Source organism: Pseudomonas sp. Eqa60 (assembly GCF_018326405.1).
GTDB lineage: Bacteria > Pseudomonadota > Gammaproteobacteria > Pseudomonadales > Pseudomonadaceae > Aquipseudomonas > Aquipseudomonas protegens.
Genome location: NZ_AP024342.1, coordinates 321507 through 341090 on the forward strand (window position 1 = coordinate 321507; position 19584 = coordinate 341090).

A 19584-nucleotide genomic window follows, 5' to 3' on the forward strand; every position below is an offset into this window, starting at 1 on the left:
CCTGAATCTGGCTTTAGCGCGGGCAGAAAACTCCGACGCCGCTTTTGCAGCGCCGAAATTAACCCAAATACATGACAGGGAGCTATAGGACCGCGAAGGTGCCTTGTGCTTTTGCGACCAGTTTGTCGCCCTGGATCACATCCGCTTCCACCACCAGGGTGCGGCGGCCGGGGTGGATCACCTTGGCCCGGCACAGCACCTCGCCCTCGGCCACGGCGCGGATGTAGTTGATCTTGCACTCGATGGTGGCGCTCTGCTGGTCGAAGCCGTGGGTGCTGGAACAGGCCAGCCCCATGGCAATGTCCACCAGGCTGAAGATCGCCCCGCCGTGCAGCTTCTGCCCGCGATTGCGCAGTTGCGGGGTCAGCTCCAGGGCGACGTCCGCTTCGCCGGTTTCCAGGCGTTGCAGACGGCAGCCGAGCAATTGGCTGAAGGCGCTTTCGGTCAGGCCGGCAGGGATCTGCATCAGCGTTTCTTCAACTGCTTGGCGTTGGCGAACAGCGAGGCCATGGCGTTGTTGCTCGGGGCGGGCGCGGCGCTCTCCTTGCGCGGTGCATTGCCCTGGGAGGAGCGTGGCGCCGAGCCGGGGCGGGAGCCACGGGCACCGTCGATCTTCTCGCCCGGGGTGTCGCCCATGCGCATCGACAGGCCGACGCGTTTGCGCGGGATATCGACTTCCATGACCTTCACTTTGACCACGTCACCGGCCTTCACCGCTTCGCGTGGGTCCTTGATGAACTTCTCCGACAGCGCCGAAATGTGCACCAGGCCGTCCTGGTGCACGCCGATGTCGACGAAGGCCCCGAAATTGGTGACGTTGGTCACCACGCCTTCGAGGATCATCCCCAGTTGCAGGTCCTTGAGGTCTTCGACACCGTCCTGGAACTCGGCGGTCTTGAACTCGGGGCGCGGGTCGCGGCCGGGCTTGTCCAGTTCCTGGAGGATGTCGGTGACGGTGGGCAGGCCGAAGGTTTCGTCGGTGAACTTTTTCGGGTCCAGGCGCTTGAGGAAGCCGCTGTCGCCGATCAGCGAGCGGATGTCGCGGCCGGTGTCGGCAGCGATGCGTTGTACCAGCGGGTAGGCTTCCGGGTGCACTGCGGAAGCGTCCAGCGGGTTGTCGCCGTTCATCACACGCAGGAAGCCGGCGGCCTGTTCGAAGGTCTTTTCACCCAGGCGGGCGACTTTTTTCAGCGCGGCGCGGGTCTTGAAGGCACCGTGTTCGTCGCGGTGGCTGACGATGTTCTGCGCCAGGGTCGCGTTGAGGCCGGAGATCCGCGCCAGCAGGGCCACGGAGGCGGTGTTGACGTCGACGCCCACGGCGTTCACGCAGTCTTCCACCACCGCGTCCAGGCCTCGGGCCAGTTTCAGTTGCGAGACATCGTGCTGGTACTGGCCGACACCGATGGATTTCGGGTCGATCTTCACCAGCTCGGCCAGTGGATCCTGCAGGCGGCGGGCGATGGACACCGCGCCACGGATCGATACGTCCAGGTCCGGGAATTCCTTGGCCGCCAGCTCCGAGGCCGAGTACACCGATGCACCGGCTTCGGAGACCATGACCTTGGTCATCTTCATGGCCGGGTATTTCTTGATCAGCTCGGCCGCCAGCTTGTCGGTTTCCCGGCTGGCGGTGCCGTTGCCGATGGCGATCAGGTCCACCGAGTGCTTGGCGCACAGGGCAGCCAGTATGCCTAGGGTCTGGTCCCACTTGTTGTGCGGCACATGGGGGTAGACGGTGGCGTGGTCCAGCAGCTTGCCGGTGGCATCCACCACCGCCACCTTGCAGCCGGTGCGCAGGCCCGGGTCCAGGCCCAGGGTGGCGCGCGGGCCGGCCGGAGCGGCCAGCAGCAGGTCGTGCAGGTTGTGGGCGAAGACGTTGATCGCCTCGGTTTCCGCGCCATCGCGCAGTTCGCCCAGCAGGTCGGTTTCCAGGTGGGTGTAGAGCTTGACCTTCCAGGTCCAGCGCACCACTTCGCCGAGCCATTTGTCGGCCGGGCGGTTCTGGTTCTGGATGCCGAATTGCTGGCCGATCATGCCTTCGCACGGGTGCATGGTGCCCGGCAGTTCGTCACCGACTTTCAGCGCGGAGCTGAGAATGCCTTCGTTGCGGCCACGGAAAATTGCCAGGGCGCGGTGCGACGGCATGCTTTTGAGTGGTTCATCGTGTTCGAAGTAGTCGCGGAACTTGGCGCCTTCCTCTTCCTTGCCGGCGATCACGCGGGCGCTGATGGTGGCTTCCTGCTTGAGGAAATTGCGCAGCTTTTCCAGCAGGCTGGCGTCTTCGGCGAAGCGCTCCATCAGGATGTACTTGGCGCCTTCCAGGGCGGCCTTGACGTCGGCCACGCCTTTTTCGGCGTCGACGAAGCGTGCGGCTTCGGTTTCCGGAGCCAGGTTCGGGTCGTTGAACAGGCCGTCGGCCAGTTCGCCGAGGCCGGCTTCCAGGGCGATCTGGCCCTTGGTGCGGCGCTTCTGCTTATAAGGCAGGTAAAGGTCTTCGAGGCGGGTCTTGGTGTCGGCCAGCTTGATGTCGCGGGCCAGCTCCGGGGTCAGCTTGCCTTGCTCTTCGATGCTGGCCAGGATGCTGATCCGCCGTTCGTCGAGTTCTCGCAGGTAGCGCAGGCGCTCTTCCAGATGACGCAGCTGGGTGTCATCGAGGCTGCCGGTGACTTCTTTCCGGTAGCGGGCGATGAAGGGCACGGTGGAGCCTTCATCCAATAGAGCGACGGCCGCTTCGACCTGTTGTGGGCGTACGCCGAGTTCCTCGGCAATGCGGCTGTTGATGCTGTCCATAAAACCACCTGACAAATTGTGAAAGCAGGCCCGCGGGCACGAAAATAAGGCCCGGCGAGTCTGGTTGAGCGGCCTGGCACGCGCCGCCACCTGGATCAAAAGGCTGCCTGTTGACCCGTGAAATCGAAAAAATACTGCCGGCCCGGGTAAAAAAATAAACCGGCCGCAGGCGTACTGATCAGATATTGCCCAACACAAAAGGCGGCGCATTATACCCAGCGTTAGCCGTTGCGGGGTGATCGCCAGCCTCAGGCCGACAGCGGGTTTGCTGGCGATAGAGGAAAAATCTGCTAACAATGCACTCGGTGCGTATAACGGCAGCTACGCCATAATGCGCACCGAGATTAGAGGAGCATCCAATGAGCAGCACTGTACAAACTGCTGAAGGCGAAAAAATTCTTATTGTTGACGACGACCCGGGGCTGAGCAGCCTGCTGGAGCGTTTCTTCGTCAGCAAGGGCTACCGTGCCCGCGCAGTACCTAACACCGAGCAAATGGACCGCCTGCTGGGTCGCGAAGTGTTCAACCTGGTGGTACTCGACCTGATGCTGCCCGGCGAAGACGGCTTGACCGCATGCCGCCGCCTGCGCAGCGCGAACAACCAGATTCCGATCATCATGCTCACCGCCAAGGGCGACGAGCTGAGCCGCATCAAGGGCCTGGAACTGGGCGCCGACGATTACCTGGCCAAGCCGTTCAATCCCGACGAGCTGATGGCGCGGGTCAAGGCCGTATTGCGTCGCCAGTCTGCCCCGGTGCCGGGTGCGCCGGGCAGCGAAGACGAAAGCGTGACCTTCGGCGACTACGAGTTGTCCCTGGCCACCCGCGAGCTCAAGCGCGGCAATGAAGTGCACATGCTCACCACCGGTGAATTCGCGGTGCTCAAGGCGCTGGTGATGAACGCCCGCCAGCCGCTGACCCGGGACAAGTTGATGAACCTGGCCCGTGGTCGCGAATGGGACGCCCTGGAGCGCTCCATTGACGTGCAGATCTCCCGCCTGCGTCGGATGATCGAGCCCGATCCTTCCAAGCCGCGCTACATCCAGACCGTCTGGGGCGTGGGTTATGTCTTTGTGCCGGATGGCACCGCGACCAAGTGATCATTGATTTGTAGGAGCCAACGCCCGGGCCGGTAACGACCCGGGCGTTCGCATTCCGCAACGGTGCGAGCGCGAGTCGCTCCTGCAAAGTGTGTAGTGGCTGTTATGAAAACCCCGCTGTGGTTCCCCCAGAGTTTCTTCTCCCGCACCCTGTGGCTGGTGCTGATCGTGGTGCTGTTTTCCAAGGCATTGACCCTGGTTTATCTGTTGATGAACGAGGACGTGCTGGTGGACCGGCAGTACAGCCACGGCGTGGCCCTGACCCTGCGCGCCTACTGGGCCGCCGATGAATCCAACCGTGACCAGATCGCCGAGGCTGCCGGCCTGATCAAGGTGGTGGGCAGCGGCGTACCGGCCGGCGAGCAGCATTGGCCCTACAGCGAGATCTACCAGCGGCAGATGCAGGCCGAACTGGGCGCCGACACCGAAGTGCGCCTGCGCATGCATGCGCCGCCGGCGCTCTGGGTGCGGGCGCCGAGCCTGGGGGACGGCTGGCTCAAGGTGCCGCTGTACCCCCACCCGCTGCGGGGGCAGAAGATCTGGAGCGTGTTGGGCTGGTTCCTGGCCATTGGCCTCTTGTCCACCGCCTCGGCCTGGATTTTCGTCAGCCAGCTCAACCAGCCCCTCAAGCGCCTGGTGTATGCCGCCCGGCAACTGGGCCAGGGACGCAGCGTGCGCCTGCCCATCAGCGATACGCCCAGCGAGATGACCGAGGTCTACCGCGCGTTCAACCAGATGGCCGAGGACGTGGAACAGGCAGGGCGAGAGCGGGAGTTGATGCTGGCCGGGGTGTCCCACGACCTGCGCACGCCGCTGACCCGGCTGCGCCTGTCCCTGGAATTGATGGGCGATCACACTGACCTGACCGACGACATGGTGCGGGATATCGAGGACATGGACGCCATTCTCGACCAGTTCCTGGCCTTCATTCGCGATGGGCGCGACGAATCGGTGGAAGAGGTGGACCTGGGCGATCTGGTGCAGGAAGTGGCGGCGCCCTACAACCAGAACGAAGAACGGGTGCACCTGCGCCTGGAGCCGATCCAGCCGTTCCCGTTGCGCCGGGTGTCGATGAAGCGCCTGCTCAACAACCTGATCGGTAACGCCCTGAATCATGCGGGTACGGAAGTGGAAGTGGCGGCCTATGTGTCCGGTGACACCAATGCGCCCTATGTGGTGCTCAGCGTGATGGACCGTGGCGCGGGGATCGATCCTTCGGAACTGGAAGCGATCTTCAACCCCTTCACCCGTGGCGACCGTGCCCGCGGCGGCAAGGGCACCGGGCTGGGGCTGGCCATCGTCAAGCGGATTGCCGCCATGCACGGTGGCAATGTCGAACTGCGCAACCGCCCCGATGGTGGCCTGGAAGCGCGAGTACGCCTGCCGCTGGGCTTGCTGCTGCCCCGTGATGCGGATTGATCGGGGCTTCGCTCCTGCAGGCAGCACATAGCCCGTAGGAGCTGGCTTGCCAGCGCAAGGCCGGCCACGCGATCCCTAGCCCTTGCCCTTGGTCCGGGTCATGTTCGGCCCGCCGTTCTTCTCGATGTGCTCGATGATGATTCCCGCCACGTTCTTGCCGGTGGTGGTCTCGATGCCTTCCAGGCCCGGCGAGGAATTGACTTCCATCACCAGCGGCCCGTGATTGGAACGCAGGATATCCACCCCTGCCACGCTCAGGCCCATGACCTTGGCCGCCCGCAGCGCGGTCATGCGTTCTTCGGGAGTGATCTTGATCAGGCTGGCGCTGCCGCCGCGATGCAGGTTGGAGCGGAACTCCCCCGGCTTGGCCTGGCGTTTCATCGCCGCGATCACCTTGTCCCCCACCACGAAGCAGCGAATGTCGGCGCCGCCGGCCTCCTTGATGTACTCCTGGACCATGATGTTCTGCTTCAGGCCCATGAAGGCCTCGATCACCGATTCCGCCGCCGTGGCGGTTTCACACAGCACCACGCCGATGCCCTGGGTGCCTTCCAGCACCTTGATCACCAACGGCGCGCCGTTGACCATCTCGATCAGGTCGGGAATGTCGTCCGGGGAATGGGCGAAGCCGGTCACCGGCAGGCCGATGCCACGCCGCGACAGCAACTGCAGCGAGCGCAGCTTGTCCCGGGAGCGGGCGATGGCCACCGATTCGTTGAGGGGGAACACCCCCATCATTTCGAACTGGCGCAGCACCGCGCAGCCATAGAAGGTCACCGAGGCACCGATCCGCGGGATCACCGCATCGAAGCCTTCCAGGGGCTTGCCGCGGTAGTGGATCTGCGGCTTGTGACTGGCGATGTTCATGTAGGCGCGCAGGGTATCGACCACTACCATTTCATGGCCACGCTCGGTGCCGGCCTCGACCAGACGACGAGTGGAATACAGACGCGGGTTACGCGACAGCACAGCGATCTTCATGCAACACCTGTGGCAGAGGTAGTGGATACCGGGAACACCGGTTTGTCTTGTACGTACTTGATGCCCGGATTGACCACCAGTTGGCCGTCGATCAGAGCCTTGGAACCCAGCAGCAGGCGATAGCGCATGGCCTTGCGGCAGGCGAGGGTGAACTCCACCCGCCACACCCGATCGCCCAGGGCCAGGGTGGTGCTGATCACGTAGCGCACCTGGGCCTGGCCGTTGGAGCTTTTAATGGTTTTCATCGCCACCAGCGGTGCTTCGCAGCGCCGGTGACGCAACTGCACCACACTGCCCAGGTGGGCATTGAAGCGCACCCACTGCTCACCTTCGCGCTCGAAGGGCTCGATCTCGGTGGCATGCAGGCTGGAGGTGCTGGCCCCGGTGTCGATCTTGGCGCGCAGGCCGGCCACGCCCAGATCCGGGAGCGCCACCCACTCGCGCAGACCGACAACGGTCAAATGGTCAAAAGTCTTCAATAAGGAAAATCCGCAATTAGCTGTTCCAGGCCGCGGCCGGAACCTCGGCCAGGGCTTTGAATGCAGGCTTGGCGAACCAGTAGCCCTGCATCAGATAAATTCCACAGTCGCTGAGAAAGTCCCGTTCACCGGCGCTTTCAATACCTTCGGCGATGACTGTAACCCCCAACTCCGCACACATTGTGACAATCGCGCGGATGATCGCCTGGCGTACGCGATCCTGGTCCACATCGCGCACCAGCGCCATGTCGAGCTTGATCAGGTCGGGTTGGAAATCCGCCAGCAGGTTCAGCCCCGAGTACCCCGAGCCGAAGTCGTCGATGGCGGTCTTGAAGCCGAATTCGCGGTATTCACGCAGAATATTGGTCAAATGGCGATAGTTATCTACGTGCTGGCTTTCCAGGGTTTCGAAAATCAGCCGGTCCAGGGGAAAACGCTGGGCCCGGGCCGCCTCCAGGGTGCTGCGGATGCACAGTTCCGGCCGGTACACGGCGTTGGGCATGAAGTTGATCGACAGGTGGCTTTGCATCCCCAACTGGGCGGCGAGGGTGATTGCCTGGGTCCGGCAGCGCTGGTCGAAACGGTAGCGATTGCTGTCATTGACCTGGCCCAGCACCGTTCCCGCCCCTTCGCCATTGACCCCGCGCACCAGGGCTTCATGGGCGAAGACCGAGCGGTCCCGCAGATCGACTATGGGCTGGTAGGCGAAGGAAAAATCGAAGCCCAGTGGCTGGCTTTGCTGGCAACCTTCGCAACGGTTGCCGGGCGAGGTCAGGGAAGTGGGGAAGTCAGTCACGGGGACTCCTCGCGTATCAGGGCGCAACCTGGGTTATTTTAGGTGAGCGGCAGGGTTTATGAGAGCCCGCTTGCAGGCGGTAAAGTTGCGACATTTTTCAGCGAGGGGAATTCCAGTGGCGCACAAGCAGGAAGAAGAGGACAAGGTTCGTCTGGATAAATGGCTGTGGGCAGCGCGCTTCTACAAGACTCGTGCCCTGGCCAAGACAGCGATTGAAAGCGGCAAGGTGCATCACCGGGGCGAGCGCTGCAAACCGGGCAAGGAGCCGCGGGTAGGCGATGAATACCAGATTCGCGCCGGCTTCGACGAACGCACCGTGGTGGTCCAGGCCCTGTCCATCGTCCGCCGTGGCGCTCCTGAAGCGCAGGCTCTGTACGCGGAAACCGAGGCCAGCATCGCCAAGCGCGAAGCCGCTGCGGCCCAGCGCAAGGCTGGTGCCCTAGGAGTGAGCACCGACGGTAAACCGAGCAAGAAACAGCGCCGGGACCTGTTCAAGTTCCACGGCAGCAACCACGAATGAAACCGTAGGAGCCGGTAAGCCGGCTCCTACGGGGCTGCTTAGCGCAGCAGGCTGCTGGCGCGCACCACGCTCATGCGCGAGAGCACGGGCATCCGGCTCAACAGGTTGAACAGCGGGTGGGTCAGGCGCAGCAGGAAGTTCGACATCCGCGCCGCGTACGGGGTGTAGTAGCCCCAGCCCAGGGCCAGCACCGCCAGCAGCACACCGCCGATGTAGTCGTCCTGGCCCCAGTGGGCGCCTGCCACCAGGCGCGGCATCATGAACAGCAGGGTCAGGCCCCAGACGATCAGGAACTGGCCGATGCTGCGGCTGAAGATCCCCATGAACAGGCCCCAGATCAGCAGCACCGAAGCGTGGTCGCCCGGGAAGCTCTGGCTGGAGCGGTCCTTGAGTTCCCAGGTCTTTTCCCAGCCCGGGAAGTAGTCGCTCATGTGCACGGCGCCTTCCAGCACCATGGACGGGCTGTTGTGCTGCCAGTTCATGACGGCCACCAGCTTGGAAAACAGCGCGCGAATCACCACCATCAGAATCAGGATCGATAGAAAGCCGAAGAAGGCACGGCGCACGTCCACCGCCTTGAACACCCAGTCACCGCGAATCAGCAGGCCGAGCATGATCAGCCCCACTACGATATCGAACGGCCGCAGGCTGGCCACGGCCCAGATATGCAGCCAGGTCGAGTTGCTTGCCAGAGGGGCGTTGAGGTGGTGGAACAGCCATTCGTCGAAGACCGTGCAGAGCGCCTGCCCGGTGGGCCACAACCAGAAACCCAGCAGGGCCAAAGGGAGTAAATTGCACAGAACCAGCTTGCCGAGGTTCCACCTTGCTTGGAACAAACCCGGATTGTTCATAAAATATCTCCAATCACCGCAAAACTGCACCCTCATGGTGCAAAGCCGCAATTTTCGGTGCTTGTCACCTTTTTGTCATCATTCAGATACCCAGACCTATGACTGATTTGCCGGATACCGACTTCACTCAACGCTTCATCTTCGATGAGAGCGACACCCGCGGCGAGCTGGTGGCGCTGGAGCGCAGTTACGCGGAAGTCCTCGCCAAACACCCCTATCCCGAGCCGGTTGCACAGCTGCTTGGCGAACTGATGGCGGCGGCATCGTTGCTGGTCGGCACCCTGAAATTCGATGGCTTGCTGATTCTCCAGGCCCGTTCCGAAGGCCCGGTGCCGCTGCTGATGATCGAGTGCTCCAGCGAGCGCGAGATCCGTGGCCTGGCCCGTTACGACGCGGAGCAGATCGCCCCTGATGCCACCCTCGCCGACCTGATGCCCAACGGCGTCCTGGCCCTGACCGTGGACCCGACCAATGGCCAGCGCTACCAGGGCATCGTCGACCTGGACGGCACCAACCTGGCGGAATGCTTCACCAACTACTTCGTCATGTCGCAACAGACCGGCACCCGTTTCTGGCTCTATGCCGACGGCCGCAGCGCCCGTGGCCTGCTCCTGCAACAACTGCCCGCCGACCGCCTGCGTGATCAGGAAGAGCGTGACGCCAGCTGGCAGCACCTCACTGCCCTGGCCAGCACCCTGACCGCCGATGAGCTGCTGAGCCTGGACAACGAAACCGTGCTCCACCGCCTGTACCACGAAGAAGCCGTGCGCCTGTTCGACGTGCAGCCGCTGCGTTTTCGCTGCAGTTGCTCGCGGGAACGCTCGGGCAATGCGCTGGTCAGCCTGGGTCTGGAAGATGCCCAGCAACTGGTGGTCGAACATGGCGGCAGCATCGAGATCGATTGCCAGTTCTGCAACGAACGCTACCTGTTCGATGCCGCTGATATCGCGCAATTGTTCGCGGGGGCGGGCGTGGACACGCCGTCAGATACTCGTCACTAAAACGATTCAGCGCAGGTAAATCACCTGGCAAACGCCGGAATTACGCCGTGCTGACGGGAGGGCCCTACTATTTTGGGGCTTTTCTGGCATAATCCGGCGCACTTTTTTCGCGGTAGTAGTGCGCGAGTTTCTACTACAAAACGTTTGGAGCACTCGGCCAATGGCCGACGGGGAACCTCATGACGCAAGCCAATAACGCCGTGTACACCGATCTGAGTGTGGATGATCTGGTCAAAGAAGCCCTGAACCGCGGTGAGGGCGAGCTTGCCGATACCGGCGCTCTGGTGGTTCGCACCGGTCATCGTACCGGCCGTTCGCCAGTGGATCGTTTCATCGTAGAAGAGCCCAGCACCCAGGACGCTATCGCCTGGGGCCCGATCAACCGCAAATTCCCGGCGGCCAAGTTCGACGCCCTGTGGGACCGCGTTGAAGCCTACCTGGGCGAGCGCGAGCGTTTTGTTTCCCATGTGCATGTAGGTTCCGATCCGGCGCACTACCTGCCGGTGAAAATGACCACCGAGACCGCCTGGCACAACCTGTTCGGCCGCTGCCTGTTCATCAACCCCGAGCAGTACAACGCCGGTGGCAAGGATGAGTGGCAGATCCTCAACGCGCCGAACTTCGTCTGCGAGCCAGAGCGCGACGGCACCAACTCCGATGGCACCGTGATCCTCAACTTCGCGGCCAAGAAAGTGCTGATCGCCGGCATGCGCTACGCCGGTGAAATGAAGAAAGCCCTGTTCTCCGTGCAGAACTTCCTGCTGCCGGCTGCCGACGTACTGCCGATGCACTGCGCCGCCAACATGGGCGAAGAAGGCGACGTGACCCTGTTCTTCGGTCTGTCGGGCACCGGCAAGACCACCCTGTCCGCCGACGAAAGCCGTTACCTGATCGGTGACGACGAACACGGTTGGGGCGTGGGCGTGGTGTTCAACATCGAAGGCGGTTGCTATGCCAAGTGCATCGACCTGTCGGAAAAGAACGAGCCGGTGATCTGGAAAGCCATCCAGCACGGTGCCGTTCTGGAAAACGTGGTGATCGACCCGGTCACCAAGAAAGCCGACTACGCCGACGACAGCCTGACCCAGAACAGCCGCGCCGCCTACCCGCGCGAGCTGATCGAAAAACGCGCACCGAAGAACCTCGGTGGCGAGCCTAACGCCGTGATCTTCCTGACCTGCGACCTGACCGGCGTACTGCCGCCGGTGTCGATCCTCAGCGAAGAACAAGCCGCCTACCACTTCCTGTCCGGCTACACCGCTCTGGTGGGCTCGACTGAAATGGGTTCGGGCTCGGGCATCAAGTCGACCTTCTCCACCTGCTTCGGCGCACCGTTCTTCCCGCGTCCGGCGGGTGAATACGCCGAGCTGCTGATCAAGCGCATCCGCGGTTTCGGCTCCAAGGTCTACCTGGTCAACACCGGCTGGACCGGCGGTGGCTACGGCGTGGGCAAACGCTTCAACATCCCCACCACCCGTGGCGTGATTGCAGCGATCCAGAGCGGCGCGCTGATCGGTGCCGAGACCGAGCACCTGGACATCGTCAACCTGGACGTGCCCAAAGCCGTACCGGGCGTCGAGACCGGCCTGCTCAACCCACGCAACACCTGGGCTGACAAAGCCGCCTACGACGAAGCCGCCAAGGCCCTGGCCGGCCTGTTCATCGAGAACTTCAAGAAGTTCGACGTGAGCGACGCGATCAAGGCAGCCGGTCCAAAGCTGTAAGCCTCGACCTGCAATGAAAAAGCCGCCCCTCGGGGCGGCTTTTTTGTGCGCCGCTGTAGCCGCAGGCGCAGGCTGCGATGGGATGCGCGGCATCCCCTGGGCCAGCCAGACACCCTCACGTCTTCAAGTGCAACACCAGCGCCCCCAGCAACACCAGCACCACCCCCGTCACCTGCACCGCCGTCAGCCGCTCCTTGAAGAACACATAGCCCAGCACCGCAGCGATGCCGCCGGACAGGGTGCTGATCACCGTCACCACCGACACCGAGCCGCTCATGGCACCCCAGGAAAAGGCGAAGAAGGCGCCCAGGTTCATCAGGCTGGTGGAGGCCAGCAGGCCGCAGTTCTTCAGTGGCGGAATCTTCAGCCCGTCCGCAACTTTGAGCACCATCAGCAGCATCACGCCGCTGCCCACCGCGTAACTCAGCCAGAGCATGCTGATCGGCCCCAGTTGCGGCAGGGTGTAGCGGCCCTGCAGCCAGAAGCTGGTGCCATAGAGGAAGGCCGAGAGCAGGGCGAAGAAGATCGAGCGGCCGGCGGCGGTGCTGTGGGGCAGCTTGGAGTCCGAGTGCAGGCTGGAGAGGATCACGCCGATCACGCACAACAGGATGCACATGAGCTGCAGCGGGCTGATCTGCTCGCCACTGGCCCAGGACAGCAAGGTGGTGACCACACCGTAGGAGGTCACCAACGGGGCGACGATGGAGGCTTTGCCCAGGGCGAAGGCCTTGCCCAGGGCCAGGGCGCCGGAGACGGTGAAGGCCGCGGCGACCACGCCCATCAGCCAGACCTCCAGGGGCGCGGCCATGGCCTTGAGCAGGAAGGCGGGAAAGATCACCAGCAGCAGGCTCATCAGGGTGAACCCCAGGCTCTGGCTGAAGAACACCGCACGTTTCACGCCCACGGCGCGCACGTTGAGCCCCACGAGAAAATCGGTGCCGCCCCAGAGCAGGGCGGCGAGCAAGCCCATCAGTACGTCCACGGCATTTCCTTATGTACTGCCGTGAACCTTAGAGGCCTTCCAGCTCCTGAGTGTCCCAGCGTTGCTCCTTGAGCGCCCGGTACAGCATGCCGATGGTCAGCGGGAGCTTGTCTCCCCGACCCTTGGCGCGACGCTTGAGGGACACATCGTAGCCTTCGGGCTGGAAGTAGCGATAGCTGTCGAAATCGACAAAATCGATATCAAACTGTTCTTCCAGAGCGTTGAGTAAATGACGGGCGTCGGCGCCGTCGCAACCCAGGTCGAGATTGATCGCGGTGTTCAGGCGAAGAGTCTTGCGCTCGGGCAGGCCTATTTCCTCATGCAGCAGTTGCATGAGCTGGCGCATGATGACGTCGTCGGGAAAGCCGGGGGCCAGTTGCATGGTCGGGGTTCACTTGCGGTTTCCAGGAGCTGCAGTGTAAGGCGAGTAGGGGTTTGGCTTGCAAGTGCTCGGAGGTCGGGACGGGGGGCGTTGCTCCGGGTAGGCAAGACTGTCGTTTTACGCTGTATTTACGGCGCCAGGCCGAGCATTGGCGGGCAAAACTGTGTATGGTTCGCCGCTGATGGGTGGGGCGGGACAGAGGTCCGGCCATCGTTATCTACAGGGATTTTGTTATGGCTTTTTTCCGCCTGGCGGCGTTGTTGTGGCTAGGGATGCTGATGAGTCCGGTGCAGGCTCAGTCGTTGTCGCTCCAGGTGCTGGATGCGGTGGTCAAGGACGCGGTGCTGGCCGATGCCGAAGTGCAGTTGGGGCAGGCTTCCGGGCGGACCGATGCCCAGGGGCGAGTGACGCTGGAGGCCGCCGATTCGCCGGGCAGTGAACTGCTGATCCGCAAGCTCGGTTATGCCGACCTGCGGGCCAAGTGCCCGTGCCAGGGGCTGAGCTACGCCATGAGCCCGGTGCTCAAGGATCCGCAAAGCCTGCGCGTGGTGCTGAGCTGGAGTGCACCGGGGGAAGACCTGGATGCGCATTTGAGTTATCCCCACCGGTTGCTGTATTACGCCACCGGCACCGGGCCGGGGGCGCGGATGAATGTGGATAGCACCGACAGCCGCGGGCCGGAGACCCTCACCATCGAACAGCCTGTGCCGGGCGATGCCTACGTGTATGCGGTGCACGACTTTACCAACGGCAATAACCCCGAATCCTTGCGCCTGGGCCGCAGCCAGGCGCAAGTCTTTGTCTATAAGGGCCCGACGCTGATGCGCAGCTACCGGGTGCCACAGAACCGCCAGGGCAACCTCTGGGTAGTGTTTCGCCTGACGGCCAATGGCCAACTGCAGGACATCGATCGGGTGCTGCAAGGCAACGAGGAAGTGGAGTCGCGGATGAGCAACCTCGATCCGCTGCTACTGGCCAATGGCAAGCCCATCGATGAAGTGCTGGCCAGGGACGAGGGGCCGGTGGATGCCAAGAGCCTCAACCAGAAAGGCGAGGCTTCCTACCGCAAGGGCGACTTCGGCAGTGCGGGTATCTACTATCGCGAAGCCATCGAGCTGGATCCAGGCTTTGCCCAGGCCTACAGCAACCTGGCGCTGTCCAACCGCAAGAACAGCCGCCCCGACGAGGCCGTGGCCGCCGATCGCCAGGCAATCGCCCTGGCCAGTGGCCCGTCGGCACCCACCATACGCGCCAGCGCCTACTACGACATGGGGCGCATCTACGAAGATGCCGGGCAATTGGTCACGGCGCTGGAGCACTACCGCAAGGCCCGGGAGCAGAAGGCCAACCCGGTGTACGACAAGGCGATAGAGCGGTTGCAGAACCGCTGATCACACAGGCAGAAGTTATCTCCACAACGCGCCGGCAGTGGCGCGTTGTGCATTTATGGAGGTTGGTATGCGAATTCGTGTTTTCCCCTGGTTGCTGGCGCTGTGTCTGACCACAGGGGTGGCCCAGGCGGCCGGGCCGCTGGTGTTCGCCACCATCGACCGCAGTGGCTGGCCGAATCCGCTGACCAGCGCCGCAGATTTCGATACCGCCTCCCGGGCCGAGATTCTGATGTTCAGCAAAGCCCTGCTGGCCACCGAGGCCTTGGATGACAAGGCCCTCAAGCAGCGGCTTGGAGTGCGGCAGCTTGACCGCAAGTCGGTGGATCAACTGCGCCAGCGTTTTTGGGACCAATTGCTGGGCAACTACCGGCAGGCCAGCCAGGGCTGTGATGGCCAGCCTTTCTGTCTGCAGGTACGCAGCCTTGGGGAGCTGCGGCAACTGGCGGCCAGTTTCACCGGCGCCAGCAAGGCGGCCTACGGCGCCTGGGGTGAGGCCAGTGGGCAGTTTCATCAGCAGTACCTCAATGAACAGCTGCGCCTGGCCGCCTTGTTTCCCGCCGTCAGCAGTGAGATCCAGCGCATGGACCCGGCAGAGCGCCTGGGCGACGAACTGGCAGACCGGCAGTTTCTGCTGACCTTCGACGATGGGCCGAGCCTGAGAGACGGGCCTACGGATCAGTTGATCGAGGTGCTGCGGGCCTACGATCTGCATAGCCTTTTCTTTGTCCTGGGGGACTCGTTTCAGGCGCGCCTGAGCCAGTCTTCGGCAGGGAAAATGCGCGAGTTGTACGACGGTCAGTGTGTGGGCGTACACGGCTGGGAGCACAAGTCCCACTCCTCCTGGAACGAATGGCAAAGCTCGGTGATTCGCAGCGCCAACTTGGCCAACCGCACGTTGACCAATGAGTACCTGCCGCTGTTCCGGCCGCCATACGGGCAGCGTCGCAGTGACAGCGCCGGGTTCTTCAAGGCCCAGGGGGTGCAGGTGATGCTGTGGAACATCGACTCCCAGGACTGGAGCAAGAAGGTCGGCGCCGAGGCGGCCGCGCAGCGGGTGCAGACACTGATGCTGCTCTGGCGCCGGGGCATCATTCTGTTCCATGACACCCATGCCAAGGCCGCCCAGGCGGTTCCGGCCTTGCTCAAGGCCAATCAGCACAACGGCGTGCAGTGGCTGGATTGCCGGACCTTGCGCTAGCGGTGGCCTCCTTTAGCGGCAAGCCGGCTACTGCGCTGGGGCTGGCTTGCCGATGAAGCTTCTTGTGCCCGGTATCATCCGGTAGCGCTTTTCCTTCGACCTTTTCTGGCCCTGCCGACCTGTCCCGCTAGTCTTCAAGACAGGTCAGCGGTCCAAGGAGTGACCCTTATGCACAGCACCCTGGAACAGGTCTTCGGTTATCCACAGTTTCGTCCGGGCCAGGAGGCCGCGGTCAGCGCGGTGCTCTCCGGGCGCTCGGCGGCAGCGATCTTTCCCACCGGTTCGGGCAAGTCCCTGTGCTACCAGTTGCCGGCCCTGCTGCTGCCGCACCTGACCCTGGTGGTTTCGCCGCTGCTGGCGCTGATGCAGGACCAGTTGGCCTTCCTCCAGCGCCACGGCATTGCCGCTGCCAGCATCGACTCGGCCCAGGGCCGGGATGAAGCCAATGAGGTCATGGCCCGGGCTCGTTCCGGGGAGCTGAAGATCCTGATGATCTCGGTGGAGCGGCTGAAGAACGAACGCTTTCGCAATTTTCTGCAGCAGGTGCCCATCTCCCTGCTGGTGGTGGACGAGGCGCACTGCATCTCCGAATGGGGCCACAACTTCCGCCCCGACTACCTGAAACTGCCGGACTACCAGCGCCAGTTCAACATCCCCCAGGCCCTGCTACTGACGGCCACGGCGACCCCCAAAGTGATCGCCGACATGCAGGCCAAGTTCGCCATCGCCCAGCAGGACGTAGTAACCACCGGTTTCTACCGGCCCAACCTCAACCTGCTGGTGGAGCCGGTACCGGGCGCCGACAAGCGTCGGCGGCTGGTGCAGTGGATGAGCGCCCGGGCCGGGCAGCCGAGCATTGTCTACGTGACCCTGCAGAAAACCGCCGAGCAGATCGCCGAGCACCTGAGCCAGCAAGGCATCTCCGCCGAGGCCTACCACGCCGGCCTGCCCCACGAGCAGCGCGAGTCGATCCAGCGTCGTTTCATGGAGGGCCGCAGCCACTGCATCGTCGCCACCATCGCCTTCGGCATGGGCATCGACAAGAGCGACATCCGCAACGTGGTGCACTTCGATCTGCCCAAGTCCATCGAGAACTACAGCCAGGAAATCGGTCGTGCCGGGCGCGACGGCCAGCCTTCGGATTGCCTGGTGCTGGCCAACCGCGACAGCCTCAACGTGCTGGAAAACTTCGTCTACGGCGACACCCCGGAATTGAGTGGCATCCGTTGTGTGCTGGAGGAGTTGCAGGCATCGGCGGCGGACGGGCAATGGGAGTTCCTGCTCGGCCCCCTGGCGGACCAGAGCAACATTCGCCAACTGCCACTCAAGACCTTGCTGGTGCAGCTGGAACTGCGGGGCCTGATCGCGCCGCGCTATGCCTATTTCGCGGAATACCGCTTCAAACTGCTGCTGGAAACCGAGGCCCTGCTGGCGCGTTTCGAAGGCGAGCGGAGGGACTTCGTCGAGGCCGTGATCAACACTTCAAGCCGCGCCAGGACCTGGGCTACGGTGAATTTCGACGCGCTCTACGAGCAGTACCAGGCGCCGCGCAACCGGGTGGTCAAGGCCTTGGACTACTTCCAGGAAAAAGGCTGGGTAGAGCTGGAAAGCAAGCAGATGACCGAGGTCTACAGCCTGTTGCAGACGGACTTTGACCTGGCGGCACTGAGTGCCGACCTGCACGGTTATTTCACCCGCCACGAGGGCAGTGAAATTGCGCGGATCCACGCCATGCTCGACCTGTTCGCCACCGAGCAGTGCCTGGGTTACCGCCTGGCGGAGTATTTCGGCGACCGGCAGGCACCCCAGCGTTGCGGGCATTGTTCGGTGTGCCATGGCCAGGTGGCGCGGCTGCCGGAGCCGCCGGTTCTGCCCGCGCTTGTGGATAAGAGTTTCGACGGGCTGTGTGGCCACTTTATCCACAGGCACCAGCAGCACACCGGCGATGTACCCGGGGCGGAACGCCTGACCCGTTTTCTCTGTGGTATCAGCGTGCCGTTGTTCACCCGGCTCAAGGCTCGGAGCATCCCCGGTTTCGCGGCACTGGAAGATTACCCTTATGCCGCGGTGCGGGCGTGGTGCGAGGCTCATTTGCCAGGCTGAAAATCCATCTGCTGAATGCTGCTCATCACAGGAATAAATTTCAAAAATGATGAGGGCCTGACTATGGTGGGGGCTGTCTTTGGATCGCCCACAAGAGAGCCAACATGAGCCAGACAGCTTTCGATATTCAGCGCGCCGCCGTGATCGGTGCCGGCACCATGGGCCGTGGCATTGTCATGTGCCTGGCCAATGCCGGCCTGCCGGTACTGTGGCTGGACAACAACCCGCAGATGCTCCAGCAGGCCCTGGCGGCGGTGGCGGACACCTATGCCCACAACGTGCGCCAGGGGCGCATCGATCAGGCCGAGGCCGATGCGCGGGTGGCGCGGATCAAGCCGGCGGCGGATTATCCACAGCTCGCCGACGTGGACCTGGTGATCGAGGCGGTCTACGAAAACCTCGAACTCAAGCAGCAGATCTTTCGCCAGCTGGACGCGACCCTCAAGCCCGAGGCGATCCTTGCCAGCAACACCTCGGCCCTGGATATCGACGCGATTGCCGCAGTCACCCAGCGGGCGCCACAGGTACTGGGCCTGCACTTCTTCAGCCCGGCCCACATCATGAAACTGCTGGAGGTGGTGCGCGCGGCCAAGACCGCGCCTGCGGTGCTCGACGCTGCCCTGGCCCTGGGGCAGCGCATGGGCAAGGTCAGTGTCGTGGCGGGCAACTGCTTCGGCTTCATCGGCAATCGCATGCTCAACACCTACGTGCTCGAGGCGCGCAAGATGCTGCTGGAAGGGGCGTTTCCCTATCAGGTGGATGGCGCCTTGCAGGGGTTCGGTTTCGCCATGGGCCCGTTCCGCATGTATGACGTGGTGGGCGTCGACCTGGGCTGGCGCGCCCGGCAACTGGACGGTGTGGGCCAGGATGCGCCCGAGGTGCAGATCGACAACCGGTTGTGCGAGTCGGGTCGTTTCGGCCAGAAGAGTGGCGACGGCTACTACCACTACGAACCCGGCAGCCGCCAGGCCGAGCATGACCTGCAGGTGGATGCGCTGGTGCTGCAGGTCAGCGAGGAGCTGGGTTACCGGCGCCGGGACATCGGCCCCGAGGAGATCCTCGAGCGCTGCCTGCTGGCGCTGGTCAACGAAGGTGCGAAGATTCTCCAGGAGGGCATCGCCCAGTCGGCCGCCGACATCGACCGGGTCTATCTCAATGGCTACGGTTTTCCCAAGGAGCAGGGTGGGCCGATGAGCTGGGCGGATGCCCAGGGGCTGGAGCAGGTCCGCCAGCGTTTGCAGCACCTGCAAGCCGAGCACGGGGCGCATTGGCGCCCGGCGCAGTTGATCGAGGAACTGGCCGCGGCCGGAAAAGGGTTTGCCCAGGCTTAGCTGCCTGGGGTGAAATGCCGGGCGATCAACCGATCGCCCGGCCTTCAATCGATGGGAGAGAGCCCTGATGTCCGAGCCTATGCCGCAACGCGGCGACTATCGTCATTTCCAGCCGATCATCACCCGCTGGCATGACAACGATGTCTACGGCCACGTGAACAATGTCACCTACTACAGCTTCTTCGACACGGCGGTGAACACCTACCTGATCGAACGGGGCGGGCTGGATATCCATGACGGCGAGGTGGTGGGATTCGTGGTCAGCTCGGCTTGTGATTACTTTGCGTCCATCGCCTTTCCCGAACGCATCGAGATCGGTTTGCGGGTCGGCAAGCTGGGCAACAGTTCAGTGCAGTACGAACTGGCGGTGTTCAAGGCGGGAGAGGCGGATGCCTGTGCAGCGGGGCGTTTTGTCCATGTGTTCGTGGATCGGGCATCGAACCAGCCGGTGCCGATTCCGCCCGCATTGCGGGCGGCGCTGGAACAGCTGCTGGTGGCGTGAACGTCGATAATCGATCTGGAATCTGGAATCTGGA

The 19584-nt window shown here is 63.2% G+C and carries 18 protein-coding genes; 10 read left to right on the plus strand and 8 right to left on the minus strand.

Translation table 11 applies throughout. The features are described 5' to 3' along the window. Positions 1-82 precede the first annotated feature (82 nt). Together KI242_RS01430 and KI242_RS01435 are read right to left on the minus strand one after the other, a co-directional pair. On the minus strand, positions 83-466 hold the full coding sequence (locus KI242_RS01430; RefSeq protein ID WP_011058654.1) for a PaaI family thioesterase: 384 nt from the start codon (positions 464-466) through the stop codon (positions 83-85). Continuing rightward, on the minus strand, positions 466-2790 hold the full coding sequence (locus KI242_RS01435) for a Tex family protein (RefSeq protein WP_011058655.1): 2325 nt from the start codon (positions 2788-2790) through the stop codon (positions 466-468). The genes KI242_RS01430 and KI242_RS01435 overlap by 1 nt, the downstream gene beginning before the upstream one ends. Positions 2791-3149: 359 nt before the next feature. Here KI242_RS01435 and ompR point away from each other — a divergent pair, with 359 nt between their 5' ends. Both ompR and KI242_RS01445 read left to right on the plus strand, forming a co-directional pair. After that, positions 3150-3890, plus strand: coding sequence for a two-component system response regulator OmpR (gene ompR, locus KI242_RS01440; protein WP_011058656.1), 741 nt, complete (start codon positions 3150-3152; stop codon positions 3888-3890). Between the two features lie 105 nt (positions 3891-3995). Continuing rightward, positions 3996-5309 carry an ATP-binding protein gene (locus KI242_RS01445; protein WP_011058657.1) on the plus strand — a complete coding sequence of 438 codons (1314 nt, stop codon included), beginning with the start codon at positions 3996-3998 and terminating at the stop codon, positions 5307-5309. A 75-nt stretch (positions 5310-5384) separates the two neighbouring features. Here KI242_RS01445 and rimK read toward each other — a convergent pair whose 3' ends face one another. From rimK to KI242_RS01460, 3 genes are read right to left on the minus strand one after another with little or no spacing between them, the layout of a single operon-like run. Continuing rightward, positions 5385-6290, minus strand: a complete 906-nt coding sequence (gene rimK, locus KI242_RS01450) for a 30S ribosomal protein S6--L-glutamate ligase (protein WP_007931744.1) — start codon at positions 6288-6290, stop codon at positions 5385-5387. Then, entirely contained in the window at positions 6287-6769 is a 483-nt protein-coding gene (locus KI242_RS01455) for an ATP-dependent zinc protease (protein WP_015633768.1), read from the minus strand. Before KI242_RS01455 ends, rimK begins: the two co-directional genes overlap by 4 nt. A 16-nt stretch (positions 6770-6785) precedes the next feature. After that, complete coding sequence (locus KI242_RS01460; RefSeq protein ID WP_015633769.1) at positions 6786-7565, minus strand: EAL domain-containing protein; 780 nt, start codon at positions 7563-7565, stop codon at positions 6786-6788. Between the two features lie 115 nt (positions 7566-7680). Between KI242_RS01460 and KI242_RS01465 the strand changes: the two genes are divergently transcribed. Beyond that, on the plus strand, positions 7681-8085 hold the full coding sequence (locus KI242_RS01465; protein ID WP_011058659.1) for a S4 domain-containing protein: 405 nt from the start codon (positions 7681-7683) through the stop codon (positions 8083-8085). Positions 8086-8123: 38 nt separating this feature from the next. Here KI242_RS01465 and KI242_RS01470 read toward each other — a convergent pair whose 3' ends face one another. Then, a complete protein-coding gene (locus KI242_RS01470; RefSeq protein WP_011058660.1) occupies positions 8124-8936 on the minus strand; it encodes a phosphatase PAP2 family protein in 813 nt (270 codons plus the stop codon). Between the two features lie 98 nt (positions 8937-9034). On the opposite strand from KI242_RS01470, the gene hslO reads away from it, so the two are divergent. Together hslO and KI242_RS01480 are read left to right on the plus strand one after the other, a co-directional pair. Next, entirely contained in the window at positions 9035-9937 is a 903-nt protein-coding gene (hslO, locus tag KI242_RS01475; RefSeq protein ID WP_011058661.1) for an Hsp33 family molecular chaperone HslO, read from the plus strand. Positions 9938-10116: 179 nt separating this feature from the next. Further along, positions 10117-11661, plus strand: a complete 1545-nt coding sequence (locus KI242_RS01480; protein WP_011058662.1) for a phosphoenolpyruvate carboxykinase — start codon at positions 10117-10119, stop codon at positions 11659-11661. Between the two features lie 115 nt (positions 11662-11776). On the opposite strand, the gene KI242_RS01485 is transcribed toward KI242_RS01480, so the two are convergent. Both KI242_RS01485 and KI242_RS01490 read right to left on the minus strand, forming a co-directional pair. Next, entirely contained in the window at positions 11777-12631 is an 855-nt protein-coding gene (locus tag KI242_RS01485) for a DMT family transporter (RefSeq protein ID WP_169893100.1), read from the minus strand. Between the two features lie 40 nt (positions 12632-12671). Further along, positions 12672-13025 (minus strand): DUF1493 family protein, encoded by a 354-nt coding sequence (locus tag KI242_RS01490; RefSeq protein ID WP_011058664.1) that lies wholly within the window; start codon positions 13023-13025, stop codon positions 12672-12674. A gap of 233 nt (positions 13026-13258) precedes the next feature. Between KI242_RS01490 and KI242_RS01495 the strand changes: the two genes are divergently transcribed. From KI242_RS01495 to KI242_RS01515, 5 genes are all read left to right on the plus strand, one after another. Continuing rightward, on the plus strand, positions 13259-14416 hold the full coding sequence (locus tag KI242_RS01495) for a tetratricopeptide repeat protein (RefSeq protein WP_053148509.1): 1158 nt from the start codon (positions 13259-13261) through the stop codon (positions 14414-14416). Between the two features lie 67 nt (positions 14417-14483). After that, on the plus strand, positions 14484-15614 hold the full coding sequence (locus KI242_RS01500) for a polysaccharide deacetylase family protein (RefSeq protein ID WP_123431238.1): 1131 nt from the start codon (positions 14484-14486) through the stop codon (positions 15612-15614). A 168-nt stretch (positions 15615-15782) separates the two neighbouring features. Next, positions 15783-17717, plus strand: a complete 1935-nt coding sequence (locus KI242_RS01505; RefSeq protein ID WP_123431237.1) for an ATP-dependent DNA helicase RecQ — start codon at positions 15783-15785, stop codon at positions 17715-17717. Between the two features lie 104 nt (positions 17718-17821). Then, positions 17822-19048 carry a 3-hydroxyacyl-CoA dehydrogenase gene (locus KI242_RS01510; protein WP_065364791.1) on the plus strand — a complete coding sequence of 409 codons (1227 nt, stop codon included), beginning with the start codon at positions 17822-17824 and terminating at the stop codon, positions 19046-19048. Between the two features lie 67 nt (positions 19049-19115). Then, complete coding sequence (locus KI242_RS01515) at positions 19116-19550, plus strand: thioesterase family protein (RefSeq protein ID WP_011058669.1); 435 nt, start codon at positions 19116-19118, stop codon at positions 19548-19550. The last annotated feature ends 34 nt before the right edge of the window (positions 19551-19584 follow it).